The 19827-nt window shown below is 74.1% G+C and carries 16 protein-coding genes; 8 read left to right on the top strand and 8 right to left on the bottom strand.

The window, feature by feature from the left end; all coding sequences use genetic code 11:
• Positions 1-5: 5 nt before the first annotated feature.
• On the top strand, positions 6-2030 hold the full coding sequence (locus tag A0J59_RS00085) for a SpoIID/LytB domain-containing protein (protein ID WP_064314843.1): 2025 nt from the start codon (positions 6-8) through the stop codon (positions 2028-2030).
• A gap of 43 nt (positions 2031-2073) precedes the next feature.
• On the opposite strand, the gene A0J59_RS00080 is transcribed toward A0J59_RS00085, so the two are convergent.
• On the bottom strand, positions 2074-4983 hold the full coding sequence (locus A0J59_RS00080; RefSeq protein WP_220084414.1) for an FG-GAP-like repeat-containing protein: 2910 nt from the start codon (positions 4981-4983) through the stop codon (positions 2074-2076).
• A gap of 148 nt (positions 4984-5131) precedes the next feature.
• Here A0J59_RS00080 and A0J59_RS00075 point away from each other — a divergent pair, with 148 nt between their 5' ends.
• Positions 5132-5863, top strand: coding sequence for a glycosyltransferase family 2 protein (locus tag A0J59_RS00075; RefSeq protein WP_064314917.1), 732 nt, complete (start codon positions 5132-5134; stop codon positions 5861-5863).
• Positions 5864-5879: 16 nt separating this feature from the next.
• On the top strand, positions 5880-6275 hold the full coding sequence (locus A0J59_RS00070; protein WP_053370060.1) for a DUF2304 domain-containing protein: 396 nt from the start codon (positions 5880-5882) through the stop codon (positions 6273-6275).
• A 15-nt stretch (positions 6276-6290) separates the two neighbouring features.
• Here A0J59_RS00070 and A0J59_RS00065 read toward each other — a convergent pair whose 3' ends face one another.
• From A0J59_RS00065 to A0J59_RS00055, 3 genes are read right to left on the bottom strand one after another with little or no spacing between them, the layout of a single operon-like run.
• Complete coding sequence (locus A0J59_RS00065) at positions 6291-7121, bottom strand: glycosyltransferase (protein ID WP_047232103.1); 831 nt, start codon at positions 7119-7121, stop codon at positions 6291-6293.
• A complete protein-coding gene (locus tag A0J59_RS00060; protein ID WP_064314841.1) occupies positions 7118-8101 on the bottom strand; it encodes a glycosyltransferase family 2 protein in 984 nt (327 codons plus the stop codon). Before A0J59_RS00060 ends, A0J59_RS00065 begins: the two co-directional genes overlap by 4 nt.
• Before the next feature lie 10 nt (positions 8102-8111).
• Entirely contained in the window at positions 8112-9590 is a 1479-nt protein-coding gene (locus A0J59_RS00055) for a hypothetical protein (RefSeq protein WP_064314840.1), read from the bottom strand.
• 206 nt (positions 9591-9796) lie between these two features.
• Between A0J59_RS00055 and A0J59_RS00050 the strand changes: the two genes are divergently transcribed.
• Entirely contained in the window at positions 9797-11083 is a 1287-nt protein-coding gene (locus A0J59_RS00050) for an LCP family protein (RefSeq protein ID WP_082918608.1), read from the top strand.
• A gap of 4 nt (positions 11084-11087) precedes the next feature.
• Complete coding sequence (locus A0J59_RS21045; RefSeq protein ID WP_082141067.1) at positions 11088-12536, top strand: LCP family protein; 1449 nt, start codon at positions 11088-11090, stop codon at positions 12534-12536.
• A 91-nt stretch (positions 12537-12627) separates the two neighbouring features.
• Here the strand turns inward: A0J59_RS21045 and purE are convergent, their stop codons facing one another.
• Positions 12628-13146: a 5-(carboxyamino)imidazole ribonucleotide mutase gene (purE, locus tag A0J59_RS00040; protein ID WP_064314839.1), complete on the bottom strand. Its 519-nt coding sequence runs from the start codon at positions 13144-13146 to the stop codon at positions 12628-12630.
• On the bottom strand, positions 13143-14396 hold the full coding sequence (locus A0J59_RS00035) for a 5-(carboxyamino)imidazole ribonucleotide synthase (protein WP_064314838.1): 1254 nt from the start codon (positions 14394-14396) through the stop codon (positions 13143-13145). Before A0J59_RS00035 ends, purE begins: the two co-directional genes overlap by 4 nt.
• Positions 14397-14534: 138 nt before the next feature.
• Here A0J59_RS00035 and A0J59_RS00030 point away from each other — a divergent pair, with 138 nt between their 5' ends.
• A complete protein-coding gene (locus A0J59_RS00030; RefSeq protein ID WP_231581746.1) occupies positions 14535-15059 on the top strand; it encodes a GtrA family protein in 525 nt (174 codons plus the stop codon).
• A gap of 30 nt (positions 15060-15089) precedes the next feature.
• Here the strand turns inward: A0J59_RS00030 and A0J59_RS00025 are convergent, their stop codons facing one another.
• Both A0J59_RS00025 and A0J59_RS00020 read right to left on the bottom strand, forming a co-directional pair.
• Complete coding sequence (locus tag A0J59_RS00025; protein WP_047232099.1) at positions 15090-16421, bottom strand: ATP-binding protein; 1332 nt, start codon at positions 16419-16421, stop codon at positions 15090-15092.
• A gap of 43 nt (positions 16422-16464) precedes the next feature.
• On the bottom strand, positions 16465-17148 hold the full coding sequence (locus tag A0J59_RS00020) for a response regulator transcription factor (RefSeq protein WP_031316534.1): 684 nt from the start codon (positions 17146-17148) through the stop codon (positions 16465-16467).
• A gap of 105 nt (positions 17149-17253) precedes the next feature.
• Between A0J59_RS00020 and A0J59_RS00015 the strand changes: the two genes are divergently transcribed.
• A complete protein-coding gene (locus A0J59_RS00015; RefSeq protein ID WP_064314837.1) occupies positions 17254-18819 on the top strand; it encodes a sensor histidine kinase in 1566 nt (521 codons plus the stop codon).
• Positions 18816-19559, top strand: a complete 744-nt coding sequence (locus A0J59_RS00010; protein WP_082918607.1) for a response regulator transcription factor — start codon at positions 18816-18818, stop codon at positions 19557-19559. The genes A0J59_RS00015 and A0J59_RS00010 overlap by 4 nt, the downstream gene beginning before the upstream one ends.
• The last annotated feature ends 268 nt before the right edge of the window (positions 19560-19827 follow it).

Raw genomic sequence — 19827 nt, 5'->3', positions numbered from 1 at the left:
TGCACATGGACATGTCCAGACTCCGGCGGCGTGGATCCCGTCTCGTCGCCGTCCTGCTCGCGGCGCTGCTCGCGCCGGTGGCTGCGGTCGGCCCACCTGCACAGGCGTCGGTGACCACGACCGAGCGTGTGACGCTCACGGCGACGAGCACCGTGACGATCGCGGGCCGGGGGTTCGGCCACGGCATCGGGATGTCGCAGTACGGGGCACGCGCCGCGGCCGCCGCAGGCTCCACGTACCGGCAGATCCTCGACTTCTACTACCCCGGCACCACGGCCACGACCCAGGCGAGCACCGAGCTGCGGGTCCTGCTCAAGTCCGACTCGGACGACGACCTCCGCGTCGTCGCCGCGCCCGGCATGGTCATGTCCGACGCACGGGGCGTCGCGACGCCCATCGGGTTCTCCGGCGCGACCGTCAGCCAGTGGCGCGTGCTGCGCAACGCCAACGACACGGGGTTCGTGCTGTTCGGGCTCGTCGGCTCCACGTGGCGACTGTGGTCGCAGAGCGCCTCGCCTGGCTTCATCGCGCTCTCGACGTCTCCTGCGACGACCGTCCAGGTGGTCCTGCCCGACGGCTCCCGCCGGGAGTACCGCGGGTCCGTCCGCGCCGTCGCTGACGGCGCCGCTCCCGGGCTGGCCTCCGTCAACGCCGTGCGCATGGAGGACTACCTGCGGTCGGTCGTGCCCGCGGAGATGCCGTCGAGCTGGCCCGCGAACGCGCTCCGCGCCCAGGCCGTCGCGGCCCGGACCTACGCCTCGCAGAACCGGGCGTCCCGACCCGCCGGCGCCTGGCACACGTGCGACGACACCGCGTGCCAGGTCTACAAGGGCGTGCGCACACTCAGCGCGGCGGGTACCGTCACCCCCCACGAGGCGGCCGCCACCGACGCTGCGGTGTCCGCGACGTCGGGCGTCACGCTCTACTACGGGGGCACGCCCGCCTTCACCCAGTTCAGCGCCTCGAACGGCGGGTGGACGGCAGCAGGGAGCGCTCCGTACCTCGTGGCCAAGCGGGACCCGTGGGACGCTCAGGGCAACCCCGTGCACGCGTGGAGCGTGCGGATCACGGCGGCGCAGCTCCGCGCCGCGTACCCGGTGATCGGGACGCCGCGGTCCCTCACCGTGGTGAGCAGGACCGGTCCGGGTGAGTGGGGAGGACGCGTCGAGAGCGTGGTGCTCGCGGGCTCGACGGGGTCCACGACCGTCACGGGCGCAGCCTTCCGGACGGCCTTCGGCCTGCGGAGCGCGTGGTGGAAGGTCACCGGGACCTCGCGGCTCGAGCCGGACACCACGGCCGACGGCCGCCCCGATCTCACCGCACGCACTCCCGGTGGCGCGCTCATGAGCTACGAGGGAGATCGCTCCGGCGGCTTCGCGACCACGGCGCGACGGATCGGCACCGGGTGGCAGGTGATGCGGCTCGTCACGGACGGCGCCGACCTGGACGGAGACGGGAACGGCGACGTCCTCGCGATCGACGACGGGGGCGTGCTCTGGTTCTACCCCTCGAACCGCGCGGGCGGGCTGGGCGCGCGGCACCAGGTGGGCACCGGCTGGCAGGTCATGTCCTTCCTCGCGACACCCGGGGACATGACGGGTGACGGACGCGCCGACCTTCTGGCGGTCGACCGCGCGGGCACGCTCTGGCTGTATCCCGGCGACGGGGCCGGCAGAGTCACGGCCCGCCGCGCCATCGGCACCGGCTGGCACGTCATGACCGCGGTCCTGGGCGCCGGCGACATGGACGGGGACGGCACGGCCGACGTCGTCGCGCGAGACTCCGCGGGTCGCCTCCTGCTCTACCGAGGGCGCGGCGACGGCACCGTCCGGGGCGCGGTGGTCATCGGCAACGGCTGGCAGTCGATGCGGATGCTGACCGTGCACGGCGACTGGTCGGGCGACGGTCGTCCGGACGTCCTGGCCTCCGACGGCTCGGGCGCCCTCTACCTCTACCCGTGGAACGGGAGCGCGTTCTCGGCGCGACGCACGATCGGGCAGGGCTGGACCGTGTACGACCGCCTGCTGTGAGCGGCCGGGCAGGGGACGCCGGAGGGCGTCCCCTGCCGGGCGCTCACGAGATCGGGGCCCTGGCCGACCCGTACGTGCGCCACGGGTAGAAGCCTCCCGAGCCGTTCCCGGCGTAGAGCACGAGCGTCCCGTCCGGCCGGCTAGCGACGAGGTCGTGCTTGCCGTCCCCGTCGACGTCGCCGACGCCGACGACGCGCGTCAGCCCGCCCCACCCCGTGCCGACCGTCGTGGGGTTGCCGAGGAGCGCCGCACCGTTGCCGCGCCGCAGCTGGAGGTCCCCCGACCGGGAGTCGCGCGTGAGGAGGTCCGGGACCCGTCCCCCCGACCACATCCCCGCGGTGACGATCATGTCCACGTTCGACACGCCGGACGCGAGGAGGACCCGCGCGCCGAAACGCGCCGTTCCCGTCGTGGGGTACAGCCAGATCCGGCCGCTCGTGTCGAGCGTGATCAGGCTGGGGTTACCGTCACCGAGGAAGTTCCCGCCGTCGACGACCTGGCGCATGACCTGCCACCCCGTGCCGATGCGGGTGCCTGACGCGGCGTATCGCCCGCCGCCGGTCCCGCGGTGCAGGTAGAGGTCGCCGTTGGTGCGGCGCACGACGAGGTCACGGCGCCCGTCGCCGTCGAAGTCGCCCGTCGGGACGAGCTCCGCGACGCCGGAGCCACCGGCGACGCCCGTCGCGACGACGCGCTGGAAGTCGCCCTGGCCCTGGTAGGAGTAGCGGAGGAGCTCGCCGTTCCCCGAGCGCACGGCGAACAGGTCCTGGCCGCGGCCCGACCGGCTCGCCGAGACGATCCCCGAGAAGGACTGCCAGCCGGCACCGATCTGCGACCGGCCCCGCACCCCGCCCGTGCCGGTCCCCGGGTAGAGGAAGAGGCGCCCCGCGGTGTCGCGCGCGACGATGTCGCCGCTCCGGCCGTCGTCGTTCATGTCGCCCACGCCGACGATGGCGGTCATGGTCTGCCAGCCGGTGCCGACCACGGTGCGCGAGCCGCTGAAACCGCCTCTCCCGTCACCGCGGTAGAGGTAGAGCGTGACCCCGCTGCGAGCGACCAGCGCGGGCCGGCCGTCGGCGAGGGTGCCCGTCATGGCGACGGCGGCCATGGACTGCCAACCCGAGCCGATGCGGCGACGCGGCTCGAAGCCGCCCCTGCCGTTGGACGGGTAGAGGTAGAGGCTGCCGTCCCTGTGCCGCGCGAGCAGGTCGGGCCGACCGTCGCCGTCCCAGTCGTGCCCGCCGGTCACGAGGGTCATGACGTGCCAGCCGTTCCCGATCGCTCGCCGGGCCGCCCATCCCCCGTCGGAGCGGCCCGGATAGAGCCAGAGCCGACCGCTCGCGTCGATCAGCATGAGATCGGGCAGCCCGTCGCCCGTCCAGTCGCCCGCGCCGATCGTCCGGGATCCCGTCCAACCCATGCCGACGGACGTCGGGGGCCGCCAGCCCGCGCCGGACGCGGACGCGAGGTCGGCCGACGACGAGCCGCGGAGGGCGAGGTCCGCGAATCCGTCGCCCGACAGGTCGCGCGGCGCGTAGGCCCGAGAGGCGGTGTCGCCCTCGAGCCCCTTGACCTTGGACCGCAGCTCGGGCATGCGTGCGAACAGATACCGCCCCGGGCAGGACGTCTGCCCGACCTCGCGATGGCCGAACACCGTCTGCAGACGCTGCCCGTTGATGACCGTGGAGGCACCGGCGGTCACGCCGTGGAGCGCGAACTTCCACGCGATGACCCGGGCCGCGGCGTCGATCGCGACGGTGGGGACCGCCGTCGTGTCGTAGTTGCCCAGGAACGACACGCCGAACGCCGCGGAGTTCACGCCCGACGCGTGCGCGCCGATCACCGCGCGGTCGAGCCCACCCTTGCGGCCCTCCCAGAGCCGTCCGAACTTGTCGACGAGCACGTTGTAGCCGATGTCGCCCCAGCCGCGCGACTGCGCGTGGTACGTGTAGATGCCCCGGAGCAACGCCGGGACCTGGGCCGAGGTGTAGCTGTTCGTGCCCGCCGTGTGGTGCACCGTGGCGGCGACCACCTTGCCGATCTGCGGGGTCCACGTCGAGATCGACTCGTCCGCGCCCCACTGCGCGCGGCTGTAGATCGTCGGTCGCGGCGACGAGGCCGCGGCGACAGCCGCCCCGGCCACCCCTGCCCCCGCGAGCGCGGCCTCCGTCGAGGTCCCGACCGCCGAGGCGTCGGCGCCGAGCACGTCGAGGGAGACCTGGCTCACCTCTCCGAGCGTCTCCGCGCCGAGGCTCGCATCGGTCGAGGACTCGGCGTCCGACGTGCCCGGGTCCGTCGTCCCCGGGTCTGCGTCGGCGTCGGTGCCCGCCGCCGCGTCGGGCGACGCGGTGCCCACCACCGAGAGGCGCGCGTCGACCGGGCCGTCCCCGGCCGCATGGCGCAGCGCGACCTCGACCGCGTCGACCTCGCCGGCGAGGTACGGCTCCGTACCGTCCCGGACGCCGGCGAGCGGGCTCCCGTCGCCCTCGCCCTCTTCCGCGTCGTCGGCCTCGAGCGCGGTCCACACGCCCCACCCGCCGGCGGACCGCGTGCGGATCTCGACCGCGAGGTCCGCCGGCGCGGAGCCCTGCTCCCACGTCACGCCGACGACGACCACCCCGGCTGCCGTCGTCTCGGCGGCGAGGACGACGTCGGACGAGCCGGTGCCGTCGTCGGCAGCCCCACCGTCGAACGGGACCGCGTCCGGCGCCGTGGACGCGTCCGGGCTGCCGAGCGCGGGGTCGGGCTCGAGCGGGACCTCCTCGAGGACGGGCTCGCCCTCGGTGTCCTGAGCGGCGACGAACGCGGAAGGTACCGTCGTGAGCGGCACCGACGGCGCTCCGCCCCCGGGCGACGCCGCCGCCTCCCCGTCGAGGACGGGCAGGCCGACCGAGCCCACCGCCATCGTCACCCATGCCGAGACCCCTGCGACGACCGACGTCGCCCTGCGCACCCGGAACACCCCGCGTCACCTCCGACCGGGCGACGCCCCTGTGCTCGCCCACGGTCGCCAGTATGTGCACGGCTTCGCCCGATCCGCGCGAGTTGCGCCCGCGCGCGGGCGTGCGTGCCGCGGTCCGGGAACTGTCACAATGGGGGTCATGCATCCGCCACAGACGCGTGGGCACGCGGTTGCCCACGCCCCGGACGCCGTGGCTCCGGCTCCTGTCGACGACGCCTGGCTCGTCATCCCCCTCTTCAACGAAGGCTCGGTCATCGGCGACGTCGTGCGCGACGCCCTGCCGACGTTCCCGCACATCGTGTGCGTCGACGACGGCAGCTCCGACGACTCGATCGAGCAGGCGCGCGCGGCGGGAGCGATCGTGCTGCGCCACGCCGTGAACCTCGGCCAGGGCGCGGCGCTGCAGACCGGCATCGAGTACGCGCGCGAGCAGCCCGGCGCGACGTACCTCGTGACCTTCGACGCGGACGGGCAGCACCAGGTCTCGGACGCCGTCGCCATGGTCGAGCTCGCGCGCTCGGAGGACGTCGCGATCATCTTCGGGTCGCGCTTCCTCGACGAGCGGACCAAGCCGGGGTTGATCAAGCGGGTGGTCCTGCGCGCGGCCGTGTGGTTCACGAACGCCACGACCGGCCTCAAGCTCTCCGACGCGCACAACGGGCTCCGTGTCCTGCGTCGCGACGCGGCGCTCGCCGTGAACATGACGCAGGACCGCATGGCGCACGCGAGCGAGATCGTCGACCAGCTCGCCAAGAGCGGCCTGCCGTGGCGCGAGGCCCCGGTGCACGTCCTGTACACGGACTACTCGCGAGGGAAGGGCCAGTCCGTGTGGAACTCGGTCAACATCCTCGTCGACCTCATCTTCAAGTGAGCGGGGAACCGAAACAATGCTGATCCAGGTCATCCTCATCCTGGCGGTCGTCATCGTGACCGTCATGCTCACCCGCTCGACGGCGAACGCCCGGCACCAGGCGATCCGGCGGCTCCTGCTCGCCGGGTTCGTCGTCGCCGCAGTGCTCGCGATCATCTTCCCCGACGCCCTCTCGGTGCTGGCCAACGCGGTCGGCGTGGGCCGTGGCACCGACCTCCTGCTCTACGCGCTCGTCATCGCGTTCGTCAGCTACATCGCGACGAGCCACCGGCGGTCCAACCAGCTCAGCCGCAAGATCACGCTCCTGACGCGCGAGCTCAGCCTCGCCGAGGCACGCCTCTCGGCGGTCGACGAGTCGGTCGACCGGCTGGAGGAGACGACCGGCACGGAAGCGCGGGCCGAGCAGGCCTGACCCGCTCGACGCCCGTCAACGACGGCGGGCGTCGGCGCGGTACGCGCCGCGGCGCAGCACCTCCGGCACGAGGCGGTAGCCGCCGCGCAGCACGGAGTTGCGGATCTCCTGGAGCGTCGTGGTGAACCCGATGCCGTGCAGACGACGCTGGAGCTCCAGCTCGGACCGCAGGAGCTGCGACCCGCCTCGCCGCGCGTACGCGCCGGCGCCCACGCGATACAGGACCAAGGGCTCGGGGACGTTACGAGCCCGGGCCCCGTTCGCCAGCATCCGCGCGAACAACCAGTAGTCCTCCATCAGCGGCAGGTCCTCGTACCCGCCGACGGCCGCGACGGCCGAGCGGCGGTACACCACCGACGGATGGTTGAACGGTGAGCGGAACCGCGCAGCACGGTCGATCTCCTCGGCGCTCAGCGGCGGAACGCGGACGAGGCCGGCGCCGGCGCCCGATGCCGGCTCGTCGGCCTCGAACTCCTCGATGGCCGACCCGACGATGTCGAGGCCGCCCTCGACCAGGGGTACCTGGACCGCGAACCGCTCGGGGCGGCTGACGTCGTCCGCGTCCTGGCGCGCGACGATCTCGTGGGCGCACTGCGCCAGGCCCTCCTCGAGCGCGACGGCGAGCCCACGGTTCCGCGGCAGCCGGACACGGCGCACGGGGACCGGGGACTCGCTCTCCAGCGTGTCGAGCGCGCGGTCCAGCGCCTCGCCGAGCGGGCCGTCCTCGACGACGACGACCTCCGTCGGGGCCAGCTCCTGCTCCGTCGTGACCGACGCGAAGGACCGGCGCAGGAACGCCACGTCGTCGCGGTGGTAGACCGGCAGGAGGACGGAGAAGGACGTCACCGTGCTCCCGCCGCTCCCGCGTCGACCGCCGCGACGGAACGAGCCTCGGGGCCGGACCCGTCGAGGACCTGCGCCGACGGGCGGGGGGCACGCAGGACTCCGTCCCGCAGACCGCGCGCTCCCGCGCGGAGCAGCACGTCACGGCGCTCGCTCCGCAGGAACGTGCGGGCCCAGCGGCGCACGCTCGCCCCGCTGTACAGGAGCCGCTCGACGGGGTCGAGCGACGACGACCGGGTGATCATCCAGATCTTGTTGCGCACCTCGTAGTAGAAGCGTTCGCCGGGGTCGGCGTCGGTCGAGCCGAACGCCTTGGTGCGGTGCTCGACGACGGACGCCGGGACGGACAGCCCCGTCCCGCGCCGCAGCAGCCGCGCCGAGTACTCGAAGTCGTCGTTCCAGATGAAGTAGTCCGCGACCGGCAGCCCGTGGTGCCGCACGGCGCGTGCGTCGACGAGCATCGAGACGAACGACGACGACCGCACCGGCACGGCGCGCGCCGCCCGCGCGGCGGCGATCTCGGCCCCGGAGGCCCCGGGACGGACCCGGGGCGTGTTCATCGGGTGGTCGCGTCCGTCGTGCCACACGACGCGGCTGCCGAGGAGCGCGACCGGGCCGGGGTACTCGTCCCGCGCCTCGAGGAGCGCCCGCAGCGCGTCCGGGGTGGGGATCGTGTCGTCGTCCATGAGCCAGACGAGATCCGCGTCGAGGACGTCGACGGCGTGCGCGAGACCCACCGCGAAGCCACCGGCACCCCCCGTGTTCCGGCTCAGCTCGACGACGTCGGCACCGACCGGGTGCTCAGCGGCGACGACCGCGGAGTCGTCGTCCGACCGGTTGTCGACGACGACCACCTGGTCGACGGGCCGCGTCTGCGCCGCCAGGGCGTCGAGCGCCTCGACCAGCAGGTCACGGCGGTTGTACGCGACGACGACCGCGACGACACGGGGGAACTCGGACGCGGTTCTCGGATCTGCTGGCACGGCGAGCAGGCTACCCGAGCCGGGGTGCGCGGGCCGCCTCGGGAAGGCCCGCTGCGAGGCGCACGGCGGCGATCTCGGCCCGCAGCACGTCGAGGATCCGGCCAGCCGCGCCGGGCGGCCCGAACAGCTCTTCGACGTTGCGTTCCTGGACCGGCGCGAGCTCGTCCCCGTCTCGCAGGACGTGCTCCACGACGGCGCGGGCACCGGCCGTGTCGCCCACGACGTGCGTACCGGCCACGATCCGTTCACCGAGGTCCGTGAAGGGACGGTGGTCGTCACGCTCGACGAACACGACCGGCTTGCGCCGGACCTGGAACTCCGCGAGCATGCTGAGCCCGTCGGTCACCATGACGTCAGCGGCGGCGAGCACGGGCGCGTAGCCGCCGCCCTGCACGACCGAGGTGTTCCCGAGCGCGGACCAGCGCATGAGCCAGTCCTCGTACTGCGACGTCGTGTAGGGGGACACCTCGCGCGCCATGTACGGCACGAGTGCGGGGTGGGGCATCCAGACGATCTCCACCTCGCCCTGGCGCGCCCACTCCAGCATGTCCTCGGCGAGCTCGGGGAAGAGCCCGAACCTCGTCCAGCCCGCGCCGATCGAGTGGTGCGACGACCACACGACGCGGGGGCGCCGCGACTCTCCCCCGACGACCGGCCAGGAGGGCTCGGCGGCCCGCAGCACGTCCAGCTTGGGGTGGCCGGTCACCCGGAAGTGTCCGGCGCCGCGGACCCCGTCCCGCTCGGCAGCGGCCAAGGTCTGGGCGTTCGTGCAGAACACGAGCCACGCCGCCCGGTGCAGGCCCGCGTCCACGGCGGTGTTGACGCCCGGTGTGCCGGGGCCAGGGACGTTGACGACCAGGTTCATGGTCTCGTACGGGACGACGCACAGCCGCGCGAAGTCGAGCAGTGCCGTCGACAACAGCGGGTCGACGTCCTGGTCCCACTGCGACTGGCGCACGACGACGTCCGGCTCGAGGGTCTTGACGAGGCGGAGCACGTCGTCGACGCGGTCCGCCGTCGCGCGCAGGTGCGAGATCCCGCGAGCGGCGAGACCCTCGTGCACCAGCTCCTCGTCCCGCAGCTCCCCCTGGCCGCCGAAGTGCCGGGGGATCGTGACCACCACCGGGTCGAAGTCCTCCGAGATCTCCATCAGCCGGACCAGGTCGTCGAGACTGTCCCAGGCCTCGACGTGATGGACGAGGAGGACGACGCGCGTCACCGGACGCACGAAGGCGCCACGGCGGGACACGAGGTTGACCGTGTCGTTCAGCGCCGAGACCGCACGCGCGCCCTGCCGGTCGCGTTCTGCGGTCGCTCGCTCCATGGCGTCCAGGCGTCGCTGGAGCGCCGCGTGCTCGACCCTCAGCGCGTCGGTCGTCCGGCTCAAGGAGGTCAGCGCCGACTCCATCCTCTGCGTCACCTCGCCGACCCTCTCCGTCACCTCGTCGACGTGGACGAGGCGGTGCGCGAGCGACCGGAGGGTGGTCACGACCTGACGAGCACTGCGCACCGGCATCTCCAGCATGGGGCGGGACGAACGAAGGGCTTCCTCGCCCCCCGACGAAGCGAAGGATAGTCGACGCAGGAGAGGCCGTGCGCACGCCCGTCACCACACCCGGACGGCTGCTCACACAACTCCTCCACGCGCCCAGCCCGCCCCCCGCGCCGTGGCCCCGCACGCGCCGCTTATGCTCGATGCCCGTGACCTCTCGTTCCCGTGCCCAGGCTCGTGCCGCGGCTGCCGACCGGCAGTCGCGCGGCCCGTCGCACGCGCGGGCGCTCCGTACGCACGGCGCCGCTCGGACGGTCGGCCTCGTGGCGACCGCGGTGCTCGCGTTCGGCGCGGTGGGCGGGGCGTCGGCGCTGTCGAACATCCAGGGCAACATCACCAGCTCGAACATCGACGGCCTGCTCACCGACCGCCCCGAGCAGCCCGACCCGACCGACCCGAACGCCGGCAAGCCGCTCAACATCCTCGTGATGGGCTCGGACGAGCGGGGCGGCGAGAACGGCCACGAGGTCGAGGGCGTCGAGGGCATGCGCTCGGACACGACGATCCTGGTGCACGTCTCCGCGGACCGCTCACGCGTCGAGATGGTCTCGATCCCGCGCGACTCGCGCGTCGACGTGCCGGCGTGCAACACGACGAGCGGCAGGACGACCGCACCCGCGAACACCCGGTTCAACGCCGCGTTCGCGAACGGCGCGACGGTCGGCGGCGACGTCGACTCAGCGGCTGCGTGCACGATCACGACCGTCGAGAGCCTCACCGACGTGTTCGTCGACGGCTTCGTCGTCGTCGACTTCGCCGGCTTCCAGAACATGGTCACGGCGATCGGGGGCGTCCCCATCTGCATCCCCGAGGCGATCGACTCGCCCAAGGCGGACCTCAGGCTCGACGCGGGGATGCAGACGCTCGACGGCGCCCAGGCGCTCGGGTTCGCGCGGGCCCGCTACGGCGTCGGCGACGGGTCGGACCTCAGTCGCATCGGCCGTCAGCAGCAGCTACTCGCCGCGACGGTGAACCAGGTGCTCTCGAAGAACGTGCTCTCGGACCTCGGGCAGATCTACGGGTTCGTCGACGCGGGCACCAAGTCGCTCACCATGAGCGACAACCTCTCGTCGATCCCGAGCCTCGCCGGGCTCGCCTTCAGCCTCAAGGGCGCGACCAGTGGCAACATCACCTTCATGACCGTTCCGAACGCGCCGGACCCGCAGGACCCCGACGCGAAGGTCGTCTGGACGTCAGAGGCCGACGAGCTGTGGGCGAAGGTGCGCGCCGACGAGCCGATCGTCGCGCCCGCACCCGCCGCCGACGGGACCGCAGGCGGGTCCGGCGCCGCCGTCGAGGCCGCCGAGCCGCCGTCCCCGTCCGGCGCGGACGCGCCGACCGACGCGTCCTCCGAGCCTGCCCCGGTGCAGACCAAGGAAGCCGGCAAGGAGGCGTTCTCCGCCGCCGACGAGACCGCGCAGTGCGGGTGACGCCATGACCGACCCGTCGCGCGACCCCCGGTCGCTCCCGCCCAGCTTCACCCCCCAGGGCGGCCGCGCACCGCGGCCGTCGTCCGTCGACGACGCGATCGCGGTGGGCAACAGCGGGCGCGCCCAGGCGCGCCCCCGCCCCGCCGTGCCCGACGACGCCGTGCGCCTCGAGCCGCGCATCAAGCGCCAGTCGTCCCGCGAGATCCCCGTGACCCCCGCACGCAGGGGCACTCCCCCGCCGGCACCTCCGGCGCGCGCCACCCGCCCGCGGGCGGACGCCGCGGCGTCGGCGCTCCCTCCGTCGGTCGCCCCGTCCCGCCAGCCTCGCCAGGCGGCGGCGACGCCCCCGCGCGTCTCGTCGTCGCCCCACGGGGGTGCCCAGGCCGTGCCGGCGACGCCGCGGAGCCGTCCGGGCGCCGCGCCCCGGCCGAGCGGCAGCCGGGCCGGGGGTGGGAGCGGGCGACCGCCGTCGGGCACGGCGGCGCCACGGACCGGCAGCGGCGGCTTCCGCGTCCGCAAGGGCCGCGTCGTCGGGCTCGTCGCGTGCGTCGTGATCGTCGCGCTCCTCGCCTGGCCGGTGGGCCTGCTCATCTGGGCCAACGGCAAGATCCAGCACGTCGAAGCGCTCTCCGGCGCACCCGGCACCCCCGGGAACACCTACCTCCTCGCCGGCTCGGACGCGCGGGGCGAGGGCATCAGCGAGGACGGCACCGAGGGCGCGCGCACGGACACGATCATGGTCCTGCACGCCCCGCCCAGCGGCCCCGTCGCCCTCATCAGCCTGCCGCGCGACACGTACGCGGAGATCCCCGGCAACGGCGCGAGCAAGCTCAACTCGGCATACTCGTGGGGCGGCCCGCCGCTGCTCGTGCAGACCGTCGAGCAGCTCACCGGCCTCACGGTCGACCACTACGTCGAGGTCGGGTTCGGCGGGGTCGAGGGCATCGTCGACGCCGTCGGCGGCGTCGAGCTGTGCCTCGACTACGACGTCGACGACCCGAAGAGCGAGCTCGTCTGGACGGCCGGGTGCCACGTTGCCGACGGCCACACCGCGCTCGCGTTCTCGCGGATGCGCTACTCCGACCCGAAGGGCGACATCGGCCGCGCCGAGCGCCAGCGCCAGGTGATCGGCGCGATCAGCTCGAAGGCGGCGAACCCGAGCATCCTGTTCCGCCCCGGCGACCAGGTCTCGCTCCTGGACTCCGGCCTCGGGTCGCTCACGGTCGACCAGAGCACCGGCATCATCGACCTGGGCAGGCTCGCCCTCGCGTTCCGCAAGGCCAACGGCCCGGAGGGCATCACGGGCACGCCGCCGATCTCGAACCCCGACTACCGCCCGGGAGGCAACGTCGGGTCGACCGTGCAGCTGGACCCCGAGACCGTGGGCCAGTTCTGGGTCGACATCCGGGACGGCAACCTGCCCGCGGGGCAGGTCGGCGGGCTCCCGCAGTAGCCCGGCGACGAGGTCGACCCGCAGGTCGTCCGTCGGCTGTCAGAAGGTCGATCCGGGACGTGCGGGCCGATCTCGCGGGACGGGCGGAGTTCTAGGCGTCCGACCGCGACGCACGCAGCCGTGCACCCTTGGCGCGCGCCTGGTCGCCCAGGTCCGCCTGGAAGGCGACCATCTTGTCCCGCAGGCGCGCGGCGTCGTCGTCCGTCCCGGCCGCGAGGATGCGCGCGGCGAGCAGGCCTGCGTTGCGCGCCCCGCCGACGGAGACCGTCGCGACAGGGACCCCTGCGGGCATCTGGACGATCGACAGGAGCGAGTCCATGCCGTCGAGGTGTCGCAGGGGCACGGGGACGCCGATCACCGGCAGCGGCGTCACGGCGGCGAGCATGCCCGGCAGGTGGGCGGCTCCCCCGGCGCCCGCGACGATCACGCGCAGACCGCGCGCGGCGGCCGTGCGGCCGTAGTCGATCATCTCGACGGGCATGCGGTGCGCGGAGACGACGTCCACCTCGACGGGCACACCGAACTCGGCGAGCGCGTCGGCCGCGGCCTCCATGACCGGCCAGTCGGAGTCCGACCCCATGACGATGCCGACGACAGGGTTCTCGCTCATGCTCGCTCCTCGTTCTCGGTGGCCTCGTCTGTGCTCGCGGGACGCTCGCCCCGCAGGATCGCGGCCGCGGCCAGGGCCCGACGCCGGACCTCGGCCAGGTCGTCGCCGCTCACGTTCACGTGCCCGAGCTTGCGCCCGGGGCGCACGCCCTTGCCGTACAGGTTCGCCTTCGCGTCGGGGAAGGTGGCGAGGACGGCGGGCAGGGCGTCGGTGAGCTCGACGAGCGTCGACCCCAGCACGTTCGCCATCACGGTCCAGGGCGCCTTGGCCGTCGTGTCGCCGAGCGGCAGGTCCAGCACCGCGCGCAGGTGCTGCTCGAACTGGCTCGTCACCGCGCCGTCGATGGTCCAGTGCCCGGAGTTGTGGGGGCGCATCGCGAGCTCGTTGACCAGCACGCGCGGCCCGTCCGCGCCCGCGACCTCGAACATCTCGACGGCGAGCACACCCGTGACGCCGAGACCCTCGGCGATCCGGACCGCCGCGTCGCGCGCGCGCTCCGCCTCGGCGTCGGTGAGCCCGGGCGCGGGCGCGATCACCTCGGCGCACACGCCGTCGCGCTGGATCGACTCGACCACGGGCCAGGTCCGGACCTCACCCCGACCGTCGATCCCCCCGGAAGGACGGCGCGCCACGAGGACGGCCAGCTCGCGCGTGAAGGGCACCTTCTCCTCGACGAGCAGCTCGGGGCCGCCCGCGGCGGCCGCCTCGATCCACTCCGCGACCTGCTCGGGGCCGCCCTCGGCGACCGACACGACGCGCACTCCCTTGCCGTCGTACCCGCCGCGCGCCGTCTTCACCACGGCCTCGCCCCCGACCTCGGCGAGGAAGTCCGCGAGAGCCGTGCGGGCGGCGTCGGGCGCGGTGGGGAGCGCGGCCCAGCGCGGGCACGGCACGCCGAGCTCGGTGAGCCGCCGGCGCATGACGATCTTGTCCTGCGCGTGCACGAGCGCGTCGGGTCCGGGACGCACGGGCGTACCGTGCTCGAGGAGGTCCGTGAGCAGCGCGTTCGGGACGTGCTCGTGCTCGAAGGTCAGCACGTCCGCCGGGGTCGCACCCGCGGGGGCGATGAGGGAGCGGATCGCGGTCTCGTCGGACGCGACGCCCACGGGGGCGTCGACCACGACCTGGGCCGCGGACGAGTCCGGGGCCTCCACGAGCACGCGCAGGTGCACGCCGAGCTCTCCGGCCGCGGGGGCCATCATGCGTGCGAGCTGTCCTCCGCCGACCACGGCGATCACTGGGGCTGCCACGTGCACCCACCCTAGTGCCTGGGCGCCACGGGACCACGCCGGGACCGCGTACCGGGACGCCCGGGAGGTCGGCCGGTCCACCCCGTGGCGAACGACGGCACCCGGGCGACGCTCAGGAGCGCCCGGTAGCCTCGTGGGGTGACGAGCGACCTGGACCGCCGAGCGGAGGCGGACGCGGCGGCCCTGCCGCGCCGCGAGCGCGTCCTCGCCCGGGTGCGGGAGCTCGCGAAGTTCGGGTCCGTCGGCGCGGTCGCCTACGTGGTCGACCTGGGCCTGTTCAACCTGCTCAGCTTCGGGCCGGGCGAGCTCCTCGGGCACAAGCCGCTCACCGCCAAGATCGTGTCCGTCACGGTCGCGACGCTCGTCGCGTGGGTCGGCAACCGGTACTGGACCTTCTCCGCACGCCGCACCCAGGCGCGCGGTCGCGAGCTCGCGGCCTTCGTCGTGGTCAACGTCGGTGGCATGCTCATCGCGGTCGGCTGCCTCGCGATCTCCACGTACGCGCTCGGCCTCACGTCGCCGCTCGCGAAGAACATCTCGGCGAACGTCGTCGGGCTCGCGCTCGGCACCGCGTTCCGCTACGTCGCCTACCGGCGCCTCGTGTTCACGGGCGACCGTGCGCAGGACGCCCCCACCGCGCCTCAGGACGCCGCGGCACGCTGACGGGCCCGGCACAGCACGCGCGGCGGGGCGTCAGCCGCGGCGGCGCCGACGCCGACCGTGCGCGGAGACCGCGACCCCCGTGGGCAGGACGACGCGCGGGTCCAGACGTCGCGGCACACCCGCGAGGAAGAGCGCGAACACGGCCGGGCGGCGCTGCGCGAGCTCGAGCCGGCCGCCGTCGGACGCCGCGAGGTCACGCGCGAGCGCGAGCCCGAGCCCGGTCCCGGCGCCGGAGGTCACCTCGCGCTCGAAGATGCGCGGCGCCAGGTCGTCGGGGACGCCGGCGCCCTCGTCCGACACCTCCGTGACGATCGCGCCGCTCGTGCCGGACGGGCGCGCGCGGACCGTCGTCGTCCCGCCGCCATGCTTGAGCGAGTTCTCGATGAGCGTCGCCAGGACCTGTGCGAGCGCCCCGGGCGTCGCGAGCACCTGGTACTCCGCGGGGACGTCGACGACGAGCTCGCGTCCCGCCTTGGCGAACGTCGGGACCCACTCCTCCTCCTGCTGGTGCACGACGTCGAGCAGGTTCACGGCCTCCGTCGTGCCGCCCTGGGCGCGACGCGAGGACGCCAGGAGGTCGTCGACGACGCCGACCAGGCGCTCGACCTGCTCGAGCGAGATCCGGGCCTCCTCCTGCACGGCAGGGTCGTCCGAGGCCATCGAGATCTCCTCGAGCCGCATGCTGAGCGCCGTGAGCGGCGTGCGGAGCTGGTGGGAGGCGTCAGCGGCGAACTGACGCTCCGCGGCGAGGCGCCCCGCGAGGCGGTCGGAGCTGCGGGCGAGCTCGGCGGCGACGAGGTCGATCTCCTCGACCCCCGACGGCTCGAGCCGCGGGCGCACCTGTCCCGAGCCGAGCTGCTCGGCGGAGGCCGCGAGGTAGACGAGGGGCGCGGCGATGCGGTTGGCCTGCCACACCGCCATGCCGATGCCCGCGGCGAACGCGACGATGGCCGCGGCCACGACGAGGAGCACGACCTGCGCGGCCTGGAGGTAGGCGTCCCAGTACGAGACGGTGAGCGTGACGAGCGCACCCGACTCGGAGTGCAGGGGCTGCTCGATCCCGCGCCCGGTGACCTCCGGGCCGGCCGTGAGGACGGTGCCGTCGGGCAGCGTGACGTAGACCTGGGCCGGCGGGTCGCTCGCGCGGGGCTGGACCGCGTCCTCGATGACGTAGTCCGGGATGTCGTCGCCGGCGGCGAGCCGGGCGTCGATCGAGCGGGCGAGGCGCTCGACGCGCGACGTGACGTCGTCGACCTCGCCCTGGAGCACGAACCGCGCGCCGTAGAACGCGAGCGGGAAGCCCAGGAGGATGACGGCGACGGCCACGGCCGCCACCGTGGCCTGCAGCATCCGACGCCGCACGCTGCTCCTCGCTCCCGTGTCCTGGTCCCCTGGCCGGGGTCGCTCAGCTCTCGCCGGTCTCGAAACGGAAACCGAGACCGCGGACCGTCGAGATGTAGCGCGGCGCGTTCGCGTCGTCGCCGAGCTTGCGGCGCAGCCACGACACGTGCATGTCGAGCGTCTTGGTCGAACCCACCGGCTCGGAGCCCCACACGTCGCGCATGAGGGCGTCGCGCACGACGACCGAGCCCGCGCTCGCGACGAGCACGCGCAGCAGCTCGAACTCCTTGGTGGTCAGGTGCAGCTCGCGCTCGCCCTGGAACGCGCGGTGCGCGGAGACGTCGATGCGCACGTCCTGCGCGGCGAGCTCCTCCTCGTCCACCTGCTCGCCGTGCGAGCGGCGCAGGAGCGCCCGTACCCGGGCGAGCAGCTCGGCGAGCCGGAACGGCTTCGTGACGTAGTCGTCGGCACCGGCGTCCAGGCCCACGACGAGGTCCACCTCGTCGGCCCGGGCGGTAAGCACGAGCACCGGGGTGGTGAGGCCCTTGTGACGGATCTCGCGCGCGACGTCGAGGCCGTCCATGTCCGGAAGGCCCAGATCGAGCACCACGATGTCCGCACCGCTCGCGGAGTCGATCGCCCCTTGACCAGTTCCTTGGACGACGACGTTGTAACCCTCACGTGTCAGTGCGCGCGCCAAAGGTTCGGCAATCGCCGGGTCGTCCTCCGCTAGCAGTACGTGGGTCATTCGCTCATGCTAGGGCATCACTACGACTTCGGTCCCATCGTGTCTCGTGAACTCTGCGACCCTGGTCGGACGCCCCGTCGCCGCCCTCTGCCTAGGCTGGAACGCATGGGATGGTACGAGCGCCTCGGGCAGTGGTCCGACGAGCACCGGTTCGGTGTGGACCTCACCGTCACGCTCGTCCTCGCCGTCGTGTTCGTGCCCGCGTCCGCGGCGTTCACGTCGATGGGCGCGGGCGGTACGGGCACGAGCGGCGGGTGGGCCGCGTTCTGGGCGCTGCTGCTCCTCGCCCCGCTGCCCTGGCGCCGCTCCCGCCCGCTCGCGTCGGCGATCACGGTGTACTCCGTCGCGCTCGTGCACCTGCTCGCCGGCTATCTCGTGATCTTCCCCGCCGACTTCGCGGTGCTCGTCGCGCTCTACTCCGTGACGGTCTACGGTCCCCGCTGGGCGCACCGGACGGCCATCGTGGCCTCCCTCGTCGGGGCGGTCGTCCTCGGGATCGCGCTCGGGCTGCTGTCGGGCCGCCTCACCGACCTCGCGACGATGGTCTTCTTCACGTCCGCGTTCGGCGGCATGACCTTCCTCGCGGTGTGGGCGTTCGGCCTCGTCCGCCGCTCCCGGCGCGAGACGATCGCCGCGCTCGTCGACCGCGCGGAACGGCTCGAGGTCGAGCGCGACCAGCAGGCGCAGATCGCGACCGCCGCCGAGCGGGCCCGCATCGCGCGGGAGATGCACGACATCGTCGCCCACTCCCTCTCCGTCGTCATCGCCCAGGCCGACGGCGGCCGGTACGCCGCCGCCCACGACCCCGAGGCCGCGACGCGCGCGCTCGCGACCGTGTCCGAGACCGGTCGCACGGCGCTGGCGGACATGCGCCGGCTCCTGGGGGTCCTCCGGTCGGAGCCGCCGCGCGTCGTCGTGCCCCCGGGCGCCGCCGTCGGGCCGGCCGGGACGCTCGCGCTGCCGTCGGGACGCGGCGCGGCCGGGACACCGCCCGACGGCTCGCCCTACGGGCCCGCCGCACCCGGGCACCCGGCGCCCGCGAGCGCCGCGACGGCGGCGCTCGAGCGCGCGCCCCAGCCGGACACCGCGGACCTCGAGACGCTCGTCGCGCAGGTGCGCGACAGCGGCATGCGCGTGTCGTTCGTCCGCGTCGGCCAGGCGCGCCCGCTGCCGCCCGGGGCCGGGCTCACGGTCTACCGCGTGTGCCAGGAGGCGCTGACCAACGTGCTCAAGCACGCCGGTCCCGACCCGGAGGTCACCGTCGTCGTGCGGTGGGGCGCCGCCACCCTGGACCTGGAGGTCGAGGACGACGGGCGGGGCGCGTCGACGTCCGCCGTGGCGCGCCAGGACTCCCGGCCCGGCGGCTACGGCGTGCTGGGCATGCGCGAGCGCGCCGCGCTCTTCGGCGGGTCCGTTCAGGTGGGTCCGCGTCCTGGGGGCGGCTTCCGCGTGCACCTGCGCATCCCCGTGCCGGCCCTGCCGGGCGCCGCGCCCGCTCCGGGCGCCGTCCCCCGGCCTCCGGGACAGCCCGTCCCCGCACCGCCGCCCGCGCCGTCGGGCAGGATGGCTCCGGGCCGCCCGTCCGCCGTGACGCCCCCGCTTCCACCACCGCCGGTCGGGGCCGACTCCTCGAACCCGGCCCTCGACCGACCGACCGACAGGACATCATGACCGACGCCTTCCCCGTCCCCGACGGGGCGTACGCCGCAGACCCGCTCGAGCCCCTCGAGCCCGTGCGCATCGCGCTCGTCGACGACCAGCAGCTCGTGCGCGCGGGCTTCCGCATGGTCATCGACTCGCAGCCGGACCTCACGGTCGCGGTCGAGGCGGGGGACGGGCTCCAGGCCCTGCGTCTGCTCGCCGACCACCCGGTCGACGTCGTGCTCATGGACGTCCGCATGCCGCACCTCGACGGGCTCCAGACCACGGCCCGGCTCACGGCGGCGGCGGCCGACGGCGGGCACGCGCCCAAGGTCATCGTCCTCACCACGTTCGACCTCGACGAGTACGTGCTCGAGGCCATCCGGTCCGGCGCGAGCGGGTTCCTGCTGAAGGACGCGCCGCCCGAGGAGATGCTCGCGGCGATCCGCACGGTGCACCGCGGCGACGCCGTCATCGCGCCGTCGTCCACGCGGCGCCTGCTCGAGCACCTGGTGACCGCGCTGCCCGCCGAGCAGGTCGAGGACTCCCCCGCGCACGCCGCCGTCCAGGGCCTCACCGAGCGCGAGCGCGAGGTCCTCGTCCTCATGGCGCGCGGCCGCTCCAACACCGAGATCGCGAGCGACCTGTTCGTCGCCGAGGCGACGGTCAAGACGCACGTCGGCCGCATCCTCGCCAAGCTCGGCGCGCGCGACCGCGTCCAGGCCGTCGTCACGGCCTACGAGACGGGTCTGGTCCGCCCGGGCGCCTGACTCCCGCCCGTCCCGTCGGCGCCCCACCGGTCCCCGGACCCGTGGGGCGCCGTCGTGTCAGCCCTCGGCGCGGGCCGGGTACGACCACGGGATGACCCGCCTCCCGTGCAGGACCCGACCCTCGCCGGACGCGGCGGGGCGGGCCCGCTCCGTAGCGTCGTCCACGATCCCGGCGCACGCCTCCGACCTGGTCGGCGTGAGCGTGCGACGGACCCGACGACGACCCCCGACGTACCCAGGAGATGCCGTGGACACGACCGTGTACCGC

The sequence above is a fragment of the Cellulosimicrobium sp. I38E genome, assembly GCF_001647255.1.
GTDB classification, from domain to species: domain Bacteria; phylum Actinomycetota; class Actinomycetes; order Actinomycetales; family Cellulomonadaceae; genus Cellulosimicrobium; species Cellulosimicrobium cellulans_E.
This window is presented reverse-complemented; position numbering and strand designations above follow the sequence as displayed.

What these genes read in the sequence shown, in the direction of transcription:
- A0J59_RS00085 (WP_064314843.1), top strand. Translation starts at nt 6, where the DNA reads ATGGACATGTCCAGACTCCGGCGGCGTGGATCCCGTCTCGTCGCCGTC.
- A0J59_RS00075 (WP_064314917.1), top strand. Translation starts at nt 5,132, where the DNA reads ATGCATCCGCCACAGACGCGTGGGCACGCGGTTGCCCACGCCCCGGAC.
- A0J59_RS00070 (WP_053370060.1), top strand. Translation starts at nt 5,880, where the DNA reads ATGCTGATCCAGGTCATCCTCATCCTGGCGGTCGTCATCGTGACCGTC.
- A0J59_RS00050 (WP_082918608.1), top strand. Translation starts at nt 9,797, where the DNA reads ATGCCCGTGACCTCTCGTTCCCGTGCCCAGGCTCGTGCCGCGGCTGCC.
- A0J59_RS21045 (WP_082141067.1), top strand. Translation starts at nt 11,088, where the DNA reads ATGACCGACCCGTCGCGCGACCCCCGGTCGCTCCCGCCCAGCTTCACC.
- purE (WP_064314839.1), bottom strand. Translation starts at nt 13,146, where the DNA reads ATGAGCGAGAACCCTGTCGTCGGCATCGTCATGGGGTCGGACTCCGAC.
- A0J59_RS00020 (WP_031316534.1), bottom strand. Translation starts at nt 17,148, where the DNA reads ATGACCCACGTACTGCTAGCGGAGGACGACCCGGCGATTGCCGAACCT.
- A0J59_RS00015 (WP_064314837.1), top strand. Translation starts at nt 17,254, where the DNA reads ATGGGATGGTACGAGCGCCTCGGGCAGTGGTCCGACGAGCACCGGTTC.
- A0J59_RS00010 (WP_082918607.1), top strand. Translation starts at nt 18,816, where the DNA reads ATGACCGACGCCTTCCCCGTCCCCGACGGGGCGTACGCCGCAGACCCG.